Annotated in this window: 8 protein-coding genes and 1 pseudogene; 2 read left to right on the forward strand and 7 right to left on the reverse strand. The window is 39.4% G+C overall.

Translation table 11 applies throughout. The features are described from left to right. Positions 1 to 79: 79 nt before the first annotated feature. Both KFO40_RS24325 and KFO40_RS24330 read right to left on the reverse strand, forming a co-directional pair. Positions 80 to 589 carry a sigma-70 family RNA polymerase sigma factor gene (locus tag KFO40_RS24325; RefSeq protein WP_004298736.1) on the reverse strand — a complete coding sequence of 170 codons (510 nt, stop codon included), beginning with the start codon at positions 587 to 589 and terminating at the stop codon, positions 80 to 82. A 43-nt stretch (positions 590 to 632) separates the two neighbouring features. Continuing rightward, positions 633 to 2,682: pseudogene (locus KFO40_RS24330) on the reverse strand (helix-hairpin-helix domain-containing protein). Between the two features lie 144 nt (positions 2,683 to 2,826). Between KFO40_RS24330 and KFO40_RS24335 the strand changes: the two are divergent. Beyond that, positions 2,827 to 3,405, forward strand: coding sequence for a DUF4294 domain-containing protein (locus KFO40_RS24335; RefSeq protein ID WP_004308443.1), 579 nt, complete (start codon positions 2,827 to 2,829; stop codon positions 3,403 to 3,405). 360 nt (positions 3,406 to 3,765) lie between these two features. Here the strand turns inward: KFO40_RS24335 and KFO40_RS24340 are convergent, their stop codons facing one another. Further along, positions 3,766 to 4,293 carry an RNA methyltransferase gene (locus KFO40_RS24340; RefSeq protein ID WP_211146879.1) on the reverse strand — a complete coding sequence of 176 codons (528 nt, stop codon included), beginning with the start codon at positions 4,291 to 4,293 and terminating at the stop codon, positions 3,766 to 3,768. A 500-nt stretch (positions 4,294 to 4,793) separates the two neighbouring features. Between KFO40_RS24340 and nadA the strand changes: the two genes are divergently transcribed. After that, on the forward strand, positions 4,794 to 5,732 hold the full coding sequence (nadA, locus tag KFO40_RS24345; protein ID WP_211146880.1) for a quinolinate synthase NadA: 939 nt from the start codon (positions 4,794 to 4,796) through the stop codon (positions 5,730 to 5,732). A 144-nt stretch (positions 5,733 to 5,876) separates the two neighbouring features. On the opposite strand, the gene KFO40_RS24350 is transcribed toward nadA, so the two are convergent. From KFO40_RS24350 to leuS, 4 genes are all read right to left on the reverse strand, one after another. Then, entirely contained in the window at positions 5,877 to 6,719 is an 843-nt protein-coding gene (locus KFO40_RS24350; RefSeq protein ID WP_004302804.1) for a flagellar motor protein MotB, read from the reverse strand. A gap of 31 nt (positions 6,720 to 6,750) precedes the next feature. Beyond that, positions 6,751 to 7,332: a non-canonical purine NTP diphosphatase gene (locus KFO40_RS24355; protein WP_032848628.1), complete on the reverse strand. Its 582-nt coding sequence runs from the start codon at positions 7,330 to 7,332 to the stop codon at positions 6,751 to 6,753. Positions 7,333 to 7,382: 50 nt separating this feature from the next. Beyond that, positions 7,383 to 8,300 carry a YitT family protein gene (locus KFO40_RS24360; RefSeq protein ID WP_004302802.1) on the reverse strand — a complete coding sequence of 306 codons (918 nt, stop codon included), beginning with the start codon at positions 8,298 to 8,300 and terminating at the stop codon, positions 7,383 to 7,385. A 115-nt stretch (positions 8,301 to 8,415) separates the two neighbouring features. Continuing rightward, positions 8,416 to 11,250: a leucine--tRNA ligase gene (gene leuS / locus KFO40_RS24365; protein ID WP_004324130.1), complete on the reverse strand. Its 2,835-nt coding sequence runs from the start codon at positions 11,248 to 11,250 to the stop codon at positions 8,416 to 8,418. Positions 11,251 to 12,115 lie beyond the last annotated feature (865 nt).

Raw genomic sequence — 12,115 nt, forward strand, 5'->3', positions numbered from 1 at the left:
GGTGTACGTCCGGTTCGGAGGCGAGTTTTCGGAAACCGACCATAGCAATATGGCACGGCGCTGGCTACTTAGCCTACTTTTAAAGTCTATTCCGGTTACCCTCTTGCCCCAATTCTTCGCGAAGAATACGCAAAGCCTTTACTATATTCTTATGAATAGCCGCAACACTTACATTCAATTCTTCGGCCACTTCTTTATATTTCTTATTATGAATATAGCATGCTTCCAATATATGATAATTATAAGGAGTCAACTTTTCCATAGCTTTACGAATACGCAAAACACGAGAATCAGAATGTTGTGAATCGACTTCTATCATTTTATCAGTTAATTGCGAAGTGAACTCTACATATTCTTCATGGATATTTTGCTTGCGAAGATAGTCAATGCAACGTGTACGAATGATTGTATAAAGATAAGTTTTAGCCGTCGCTTCTTCTATCTTTTCATAATTACGCCACAAATACTCAAAAGCATCACTTACGATATCTCTGCATACCTCAGCGTCATTTATAAAATAATATGCAAAATATACAAACTGTGCATACCATTCATTAAACATTTTGTCAAAAGTAGCCCTGTCATCCATTTAATATCGTATTCTTCTGTTATTTCTGGCAGACAAATATACATTAAAACTTAATACGCAGTTGCATTTGTACATCTGCTTTTTTATTTCCACAGATCAAATCATTGCCCGAACCGATCTCATTCCGGTCTAAATAGACTGTTTCGCCAAACTTGGTTATGAACAACCAGTGCTTATTCAGTTCATATCTGAAACGAACGGAGCAGCGAAATCCACGACCTTGGAAGGACGGTGTGTAAAACGTATAAAGCAATCCGCTTTCCGAAGCATATACACGCGAATCATAATCGTCTGTAAAAAAGTAACTGCCCTGAACGTCAGCAAACAGCCTGGCCCAAGGCAGTTGGGAGGATATCATTTGTGTAACCTGATATCCTATATTAGCAGCTCTGTCCTGAGAATGAAAATGATTATAATCTAAAGTTGTACGACTGCTTAACACATCTCCTAAAGAATAGTTCAAACGATAACGAAGTTGATGGTGAAAAATAGGAAGTGTTAGTGTTCCTTTACTACCTGTCCAATCCCGTTCTTTGCGTTTATAGCGGTACTTCAGATACATGGATAGATGGCTGCGTGGAGTGAAAGTGGCTTGAAGCAATCCGTCTGTTCCGCGAGAGGGTTTATTTACTCTGTATTTTTTCCACGGAAAAGAAAATAAATCGAATGAGGCGAAAAATTTCCAATAGGCAAAAGGAGAAGTCTCCATGCCGATATAATATCCCTGTTCATTTTGTGTCGTACTTCCTTCACCGAAAGAATGGGCGAACATAGCCCAATAGTTATAAGAATAAAACCGGTGTATCAACATGATTTGAGTGTTTTGAACCGGTGAATATTGCAAACGGTTCAAAGATGCCCAACCTTGTTTTCCTATGGCCGTCTCTCCTTGAAAAGAAAAACGATGCCAGCGATAAGCATAATCAATCCCCAGATTATAGAAGTTGTTTCCATGAAGATTGTATTTGGAATAGCCTGTTAATTCCGGTTCATAAGGTTGGTTGAAAAGGTAGTAAATACCGGTGATACCCAGTCGGATACGGTTGTGTTGATAACTCACGTTTCCACCTGTTAATTGCATGGTGAACAGGTTCTTTTTATCTGCTTCCTTTTGACTTCGATGTAGCCCGGTTTTATAGATAGAGGTGATTGCTCCATCAGTGATTACTCCATCTAATAAACGGTGTGAATAGAAACCGGAAAGATCCCAATCTTTAGATAAAGCAACAGTGGCAGCCACTCCCCGAAAATAATTGTATTCATCGCTGGAAGAGTGTTTCTTTATTCTGCCACTACGATTGTTGAAAGAAGAGGCATAGATTGTTTTTCCCATCAGATAATCAGTGCTAATCACTAATCCTTGTCCGAAACTAAGCCGATAGTTACCAACAGCTAATGCTTTTAATCGTCCACAATCTTTTAATAACAGATAAAAGGAATAATAATCATAGCCGTAGCGATTGTGTAAAGCTCCAAAAGGTTCTCCAGCATCTTTTTCAGCAACGACTCCTGCATAGAGCCGGTCACTATATCGGAAACTGTATTTCACAGAGTTATAAACAGAAGGTCCTAAATAGGTATGTTCATAACCTTTTCGCCTATAAAATGGGTATATCAAAGCGAGTTAACAGCTCATTTTTTCCATATTTCGCTGCGCTTTTCAACAGACTTTTCCACCGAAAAGCAGGTTCATTGTTAATAGCTTTTATACAGACAAAAGGTAGTAAATACTGGATTGTTTGCCTATCCATCTCTTCTACCAGTTGAAGTTCATAGATGGTTTTCATCTGTCCGTGTATATAGATGTAGGCCAGCAAATGTTCAATCTGAATATCACTAAGGAAAGGAAACTGTTCGAGTTGTTCACGGGTAGCAACATTCAAATTAACTGGTTCCTGCATACGATTGGAAAGTTCTTCCAATTCATTTTCCCAATTAGGAGTATTAACAGAGTTATCAGTTCCGTTATTAACGGATAAATCTTCAAGAACATCTTCTAAAAGACTTTCAGAAAGGTTTTGAGCACTACAAGCAGGAATTATTAACAGGCTGTTTATAATACTTATCAACCGTAAAAGTTGAATAGTTTTCATCAATAAAATGGTTTATTCTTCCTGCTTTTTAACAGATAAGGCCGCAAAGATACTTTAAATAGGTTAACATCGAAGAGAAATGTCTGAATAATAAAATTTTAATTCTATTTTTGTATCGTGAAAAGAAGGCTTAACATAGTAGTAATGACGCTGTTTGCTATTGTTTGTTGTTCGTTGCGCCTGCAAGCTCAAGATAAACAAAGCATCAATGGATATTTGGTTCCGATGTGTATCTACAATGGAGATACCATTCCATGTGTCCAGTTAAGAACTGTGTATATTTTCCGTCCGTTGAAATTCAAAAATGAAAAGGAACGCCAGGAATATTACCGACTGATCCGCAATGTGAAAAAGGTATATCCTATCTCCAGAGAAATTAACCAGGCCATCATTGAAACTTACGAATATCTTCAGACTTTACCCAATGAGAAAGCCCGCCAAAAACATATCAAACGGGTTGAAAAAGGATTGAAAGATCAATATACTCCCCGAATGAAAAAACTCTCGTTTGCACAGGGAAAACTGTTGATTAAATTAATAGACCGCCAAAGCAATTCTACCAGTTATGAACTGGTAAAAGCATTTATGGGACCTTTCAAAGCGGGATTCTATCAGACTTTTGCTGCATTGTTCGGAGCCAGTTTAAAAAAAGAATATGATCCGCAAGGTGAAGACAAACTAACGGAACGTGTAGTGTTGATGGTGGAGAACGGACAGATCTAAAATCAATCAGCTTATAAGTTTATAAACTTTATAAACTAATTGATCACTACTCAACCATACTAGTTATCATTTCAAGAATTAACAAGCTTCCTGCAAGGTATTAATTTCCGGTTTCTCAGAAGTTAATACTTGAGTTCCCAGCTATTAATACATATCATATAGGCTGTTAATACCTGAAAACTCAAGTATTAACAGCCTGAAAACGAACTATCAACAACTATAATAATAATTACCCAACACCCATAGAATCAACATGGCTCCATATAGTTATAAACAGAACATAGTTATTGATTATGAATGAATTAACTAAGCTATTAACTCGTTATAAACAACTTATTAACCAATCCTGTATTATGACTATTAGTGTAACTTTTTGAACAAATCCCAAATCACAATACCAGTAGTTACGGAAACATTCAACGAATGTTTGGTACCATATTGAGGAATCTCTATACAGCCATCCGAATGGTCAATAACCTCCTGCTGTACCCCTTTCACTTCGTTTCCCATTACGATAGCGTACTTCTTGGTTTTATCCAGCTGAAGTTCATCAAGCATGATGCTTCCTTCCGCCTGTTCTACAGAATAAACGATATACCCTTCGTTTTTGAGGTTATCAACAACATCAACAGCGTTATTAACATACTTCCAGTCGACAGTGAACTCTGCCCCCAGTGCAGTCTTATGCATTTCAGGGTGTGGAGGAGTGGCCGTTATACCACACAGATAGATATATTCAATACGGAAAGCATCCGAAGTACGGAACACAGAACCTATATTGTGCAAACTACGAATATCGTCCAGCACTACTACCAGAGGCAGTTTTTCAACTTGTTTAAACTCTTCGGCACTGATACGGTTCAGTTCTGTTATTTTCAGTTTACGCATACGTCTTTTCTTTTATTATGTTCTTGTCCACAAAGGTAATTCTTTTCAGTTAACAAGATGTTGATAACGGTTTAAAACCTGTCAAAACTATCGGCAAAGATTTTGAAAAATAATTCTTGCATTATTCAAAAGAAGGTATAAGAGGCCTTCGTTATGAACATTCCAAAAAACTAACCCAAAACTTTCTACACAGACATAAACATATTTTTCAGCACTTATCTGCCTGTTTATATCCATAAAGTTTTTAACTTTGCACTTTATCAACAGGGAGTTAATAGCAAACTCCTATTTGACGGCATTTAACAATGCTTTCATTGATAATGAAGCAAGTAGGATAGAATATCTTGTCCTTCACATCAGTTCATAACCAACTCATAAAACAGAAGTATGGACTAATAACTTATCCGGCAAGAAAAATCGTATTTATTTGCTAACATTATTAACAGGCTATCATCACTAACAAAGGATTTTTTTAAAAAGAAAGAAATAAGAATATTATTATGAATGAACTCATAAAGGCTATTAACGAGCTAAAGAAAGAAAAGAATGCAATCATTCTGGGACACTACTACCAGAAAGGGGAAATACAAGACATCGCCGATTACGTTGGCGACAGTTTGGCATTGGCTCAATGGGCAGCCAAAACGGAAGCGGACATTATTGTGATGTGTGGCGTTCACTTTATGGGGGAAACGGCAAAGGTGCTTTGTCCGGACAAGAAAGTGTTGGTACCCGACATGGCGGCAGGTTGTTCGTTGGCGGACAGTTGTCCGGCGGATCAGTTTGCACAGTTTGTCAAAGAACACCCGGGATACACCGTTATTTCGTACGTCAACACAACAGCTGCCGTGAAAGCAGTGACAGATGTGGTGGTGACTTCCACCAATGCGAAGCAGATCGTGGAAAGCTTCCCAAAAGATGAGAAAATAATCTTTGGTCCGGATAGGAATTTGGGTAATTATATCAACTCTGTTACGAACAGGAATATGTTGCTTTGGGACGGAGCCTGTCACGTGCATGAACAGTTCTCTGTTGAAAAGATTGTGGAATTGAAAGCGCAGCATCCGGAAGCGTTGGTCTTGGCACATCCCGAATGTAAGAGTACAGTATTGAAACTGGCTGATGTGGTAGGGTCTACGGCAGCATTGTTGAAGTATGCAGTGAATCATCCGGAAAACACCTATATTGTGGCTACCGAATCGGGTATCTTGCATGAGATGCGGAAGAAGTGTCCGCAGACGACGTTTATCCCTGCTCCACCGAACGATAGTACGTGCGGATGTAACGAGTGTAGCTTCATGCGGTTGAATACGTTAGAGAAGCTCTATGAGTGTCTGAAGAATGAGTCACCGGAAATTACAGTAGATCCGGAGGTGGCAAAGAAGGCAGTGAAGCCGATTCAGCGGATGCTGGAGATTTCAGCTAAGTTGGGATTATAAAGAAATTTGGTTTCTATTATTGTTCTTGAATGAATAACAGTTAGAAACTGTCTTAAAATAATTCAATTCTTTAAAGATAAAAAAATCCTCTCGGTTAATAAACTGGGAGGATTTTTTATTGTTGATTATTGAATCAATTATTTTTTATTTGGATTCTTCCGAGCTTTGAAGCATCTGGAACAACTTATCCAGTTTCGGAGCCATGATAATTTCCGTACGGCGATTCTTACTTCTGCCTTCGGCTGTTTCATTATCATCCACAGGCATATATTCACCGCGACCACTAGGCTGAATCTGCAAAGGATTTACATTGTAATTCTTGATGAGGATACGAACTACGGAAGTGGCACGGATCACACTTAAATCCCAGTTATCTTTGAATTGTACAGTATTGATCGGTTTGTTATCCGTATGACCTTCGATAAATACATCAATGTCCGTCTGCTTGTTTAGTACTTCCGCCAGTTTGCCGAGAGCTTCCTCTCCGCGTTTATCCAGGCGGGCACTTCCTGATTGGAATAATAGTTTATCGGACATAGCTACATATACTTTTCCGTCTTTCTCACGAACGGTCAGCTCGTCGGTACTGAAACCAAGTAAGGCATCTTTTACATTGCTCAAAAGATTCTGTACCTTATCGTTTTGCGCTTTAATCATATCCTGCAACTCATTGATGGTACGTTCTCTTTCGTTCAGCTCGTTTTTCTTCTGGCTCAACAGGGCATTTAGTTTTTCCTGTTCAGTCATGTTGACATTCAGCATACTCTGATATTGGCGGATACTGTTTCCCATTTTGGTCGTATCACGCAAAAGGTTCTTGATTTGTGCCGACATTTGCGCGTTTATATTGCGGCAGTCGGTCAATAATCCTTGCAAACTATCTTTGCTTATAGTAGCTGCCATTTCTGCCTGCATGAACTTCTTTTTTGTTACACATGAAGTACATAACAGTAACGTAAGTAAAGTAAATAAAGTAATTTTCTTCATTGTGTTTTATATTTTAAGTGGGTATGTATAATTAGCTTTGCAGAAACTCACAAAGTTTCTGTACAGCCAGTGCACGATGGCTGATTTGGTTTTTTATATCATTTCCCAATTCGGCAAAAGTCCGGTCGTAACCTTCAGGCATGAATACAGGATCGTAGCCAAATCCGGAATCACCACGTTTTTCTTTGATTATTTCGCCTTTTATCACTCCTTCAAAGAGATACTCCTTTCCGTCCAATATCAACGAAATAGCAGTGCGGAATTGCGCTTTACGGTTTTCCTTTCCTTCCAGTTCGTGAAGAAGTTTGAGCATATTAGCCTGGGCGTCATGTCCTTCACCTCCTGCATAGCGGGCGGAATAGACTCCGGGAGCTCCGTTCAAGGCTTCCACTTCCAATCCTGTATCATCGGCAAAACAATCCAGATGATAGTTTTTATAGATATAGGAAGATTTTAATAGCGCATTTCCTTCCAGTGTTTCAGCTGTTTCGGGAATATCTGTTTGGCAACTGATATCATTGAGACTTAGTAATTCCACTTGATCTCCTAAGATAGCGGCTACTTCTTCCAGTTTATGAGCGTTATTGGTAGCAAATACAAGTTTGCGTTTCATCATCTTATTTTTTGTTTTAACAAGGTTGTTCAATACTTTTCAGCCAGTTATTATTTCACTTTTAGCTTATCGAATCCTTCGCCATACACGCCGATAACAGAACTTTGAGAGATAAAAGCATTCGGATCAATGCGTTTTACCAAACGGAAGATGTCGAGTGACTGACGTTTCTTGGCAAGTACTACCAATACTTTCACATTGTTTTTACTGTACCATCCCGTACCGTCGAGTACTGTTACTCCCCGGTCGGCATCTTTAATAATCCGGTCGGCTATTTCGTCATATTTCTTTGAGAAGATAAAGAATTGAACCGATTGACGGGCACTGTTGATAATCCAGTCGAGCACAACGCCGATGATAAACAGAGTGACAAAACCGAAAATAACCCGGCGCCAGTCATGAAATATAAAGTAACAGGAACTGATAATGAATACATCACAAATCATAATCATTCGTCCGAGTGATACATCTTTGTATTTATTGACGATAGCGGCGATAATATCTGTTCCACCCGTACTTCCATTGTAGTTGAAAGTGATACCCAGACCTACACCGCACATGGCTGCACCGATAATGCAGGCCATGAAATCCTGCCCTGTACCGAGTAACAACGGTTTACCGTCCGGCGTCATATCCGGCGCTTCTACATAATTGTTCACCACCAACTGGAATAACCAAAGCAGAAAAGTCAGTGTAAAAATAGCATAAGTGGTTTTTATACTAAATCTTGGACCTAATACCCGGATGGCAAAGGTCATCAGAACTGCATTAATAATGAAGTATGACCATTGGATTGGAAATCCCGTTGCATAATAGATAATAGCTCCGATACCGGTAGTTCCTCCGGTAGTTATCTGATAAGGTAACAGGAATGCAGCCCATCCCAAAGAATAGCTTATCAATCCGAGAGTGATGTAGATATAATCTTTCACTTCTCTCATTACTTCTGCTTTTGATAGTTTATGCATAGGATTTTAAGTAATAGGATTTTTAAAGTATTAGGTATAAAGTATTAAGTATTAACCTGGCGGATATATTGGGATAGCGGCTACGGATAATACTTAATACTTATTACTTAATACTTTAAATTACAACGTTTACAATCTTCTTCGGAACGACAATGATTTTCTTTGGAGTCTTGCCGTCAATCCACTTCTGCGAACGTTCGTCGGCCAATACCGCCGCCTGAATAACGTCCGAAGCTTCATCTGCTGCAAATTCCATATTGAAACGTGCCTTTCCGTTGAAAGAGATGGTATAGTTGACAGTATTTTCTTTCAGATATTCTTCATTGTATGCAGGCCATTGGGCGTCGCATACGGAAGTCTCGTGTCCCAATACGTCCCACAACTCTTCGCAGACATGCGGAGCGAAAGGAGCGAGCGTGATAACGAGCTGTTCCAGAATCTCTTTCTTGCTGCATTTAAGGTTGAAGAGTTCGTTTACGCAAATCATGAATGCGCTGATAGATGTATTATAAGAGAACTGTTCAATATCACCTGTCACCTTCTTAATCAATTTATGAAGGCTCTTCAATTCTTCTTTCGTTGCAGGTTCGTCTGTCACCAGATATTCGTCCGTGCGGCTGTAGAACAGCGACCAGAATTTGCGGATAAAACGGTGTACACCGTCGATTCCGTTTGTATCCCACGGTTTAGACTGTTCTACCGGGCCGAGGAACATTTCGTACATACGAAGTGTATCTGCACCGTATTTCTCAACAATCATATCCGGATTGACTACATTGAACATTGATTTACTCATCTTTTCAACTGCCCATCCGCAAACGTATTTTCCGTCTTCGAGGATAAACTCGGCTGTTTTATATTCAGGACGCCATGCTTTGAATGCTTCCAAATCCAAAATATCATTAGATACGATATTTACGTCTACGTGAATAGGGGTAACTTCGTACTGATCTTTCAGGTTCAGTGAAACGAAAGTATTGGTGTCTTTGATACGATATACAAAGTTACTGCGACCTTGAATCATTCCTTGGTTTACTAACTTTTGGAATGGCTCTTCCATTACAGACACATCCATGTCGTACAAGAATTTATTCCAGAAACGAGAGTAGATCAAGTGCCCTGTTGCATGTTCGGTACCACCTACATATAGGTCTACATTTTTCCAGTACTGGTCTATTTTCGGATCAACCAATGCCTTATTATTATGCGGGTCCATGTAGCGGAGATAGTAAGCCGAAGAACCGGCGAATCCCGGCATGGTGTTCAGTTCCAGCGGGAAGACGGTTACATGGTCAATCTTCTCATTTTCTACGACACATTTGTTTACTGTATCCCAAGCCCATTTAGTTGCGTGTCCTAATGGAGGTTCACCTGTTTCGGTAGGCAGGAATTTAGCGACTTCCGGAAGTTCAAGCGGCAGGCTGGCTTCGTCGATCATATAAGGCATTCCGTCTTTGTAGTAAACAGGGAACGGCTCACCCCAGTAACGCTGGCGGGAGAAGATAGCGTCACGCAGACGGTAGTTCACTTTCACACGGCCCAGATTGTGGTCTTTTACATATTTCTTGGTCGTTTCTATCGCTTCTTTGATAGTCAGTCCGTTCAGTGAAAGATCACAGTAAGGAGTGACATCCGGACGCGGAGAGTTACACACGATACCTTCTTTTGCATCGAAACTTTCTTCGCTAACATCACAACCTTCTACCAACGGACGGATTTCTAATCCGAAATGTTTGGCAAATGCATAGTCGCGGCTATCATGAGCAGGTACAGCCATAATAGCTCCTGTTCCGTATCCGGCCAGTACGTAATCGCTGATCCATACGGGTACTGCTTCACCTGTGAACGGATTGATGGCATACGAACCACTGAATACACCGGTAACGCTACGGTCGGCAATGCGTTCACGTTCCGTACGTTTTTTGGTACGGTCGAGGTAAGCGTCTACTTCTGCTTTTTGTTCAGGAGTCGTTAATTGTGCCACCAATTCACTTTCCGGAGCTAATACCATAAAAGTAACACCGAACATGGTATCTGCACGAGTGGTGAAAATTGTGAATTCGAGGTCACTGTCTTTTACTTTGAATTGCACTTCAGCACCTTCCGAACGTCCGATCCAGTTTCTTTGGGTTTCTTTCAGAGAATCTGTCCATTCGATCGTGTCCAATCCATCAAGCAAGCGTTGTGCATACGCAGATACACGCAAACACCATTGGCGCATTTTCTTCTGGATAACAGGAAAACCGCCACGTTCGCTGACTCCGTCTACTACCTCGTCGTTAGCCAGTACAGTTCCTAATTCGGCACACCAGTTTACCATTGTTTCACCCAGATAAGCGATACGATAGTTCATCAGGATTTCCTGCTTTTCTTTTTCGCTTTTGGCGTTCCATTCTTCGGCAGTGAAACTGATTTCTTCGCTGCAAGCGGCGTTCAGTCCTTTGTTTCCGTAGATGGCGAAGGCTTTTTCCAGTTCTTCGATAGGACGGGCTTGCTGTTCATCGTTACAATAATAGCTGTTGAACATTTTTTGGAAGGCCCATTGCGTCCAGTGATAATATTCCGGGTCGCAAGTACGGATTTCACGGTTCCAGTCGAAAGAGAAACCTATTTTGTCCAACTGCTCGCGATAGCGGTTGATATTGTTGACGGTAGTGATGGCAGGATGCTGTCCGGTTTGGATAGCATATTGTTCTGCCGGCAGACCGTAAGCGTCATATCCCATCGGGTTGAGTACATTGAAGCCTTGCAGTCGTTTGTAACGGGCGTAAATATCCGAAGCAATGTATCCCAGCGGATGACCTACGTGTAGGCCGGCTCCTGATGGATAAGGAAACATGTTTAGTACATAAAATTTTTGCTTCGAATCATCTTCCGTAACTTGGTAGGTTTTCTCTTCTACCCACCTTTTCTGCCACTTCTTTTCAATTTCTCTGAAATTGTACTCCATAGTGATAAAGTTTTTATTTATAGTGATTTATACTGTTATTTCTAATTCGAGGCACAAATTTACGTGTTTATTTTCAGATAACCACGCTTTCCCTATTGACTTTCTTCTTTTTATTTTGTATATTTGAGGTCAATAAAATAAAGAAATAACAATGAAATATATAAATTTTATTACATAAAGTTCAATAGGTTAATGTGCAAAATTGCATAACGAGGATAACGAATGGGCAAGAAACTGTGAAGGTTCTTGCCCATTTTTGTTGCAATAATTCTATTTCAAATATTGAAAGTGTCAAAAAAGAGTTTATAATAAACTTGGATACCGTTTATAATAAACCCCTTCGTTATTTATTAAAAACTTGAATAGAGTTTATTCGATTTCGAGGTTTTTGTGTAAAGAAGAAAGAATGATTGCAATGAATAACTGGCATCTTCTTTTCTTATTTGGTAAATAATAGGTACAATAGGCTGAATGATTGTATTGATTATATTATTTTACAATATATCATTGTTTTGCTTGATAATCGATCATTCAATGTACAAAGTTCCTGTCGTCTGTTCAATCAGATCGGACTTATGAGTCAGTTCCGGATTGAATAGAAACCAGCATTGAGTCAAAAAAAATGCAGAAATCGTCTGTCATATCATATAATTCTGTAATTTTGTTGTGAAAGCCCTGTAAAACTAAAACAGCATTTCCAAGTTAATCTTTTAATACTAAAAAATACATATAAGTATGAAAATGAATTTCCATTGTTTTGAGAATCTTATCCCGATAATGATTCTCGCGTATTCTATGTTTCTATCCAAGTCATTTTATGAGTTTAACATTTTCTTAACATCGGTAAATTTAGCATTGTAAAACA

The organism is Bacteroides sp. 1001302B_160321_D4 (assembly GCF_015667765.1).
Taxonomy (GTDB): domain Bacteria; phylum Bacteroidota; class Bacteroidia; order Bacteroidales; family Bacteroidaceae; genus Bacteroides; species Bacteroides xylanisolvens.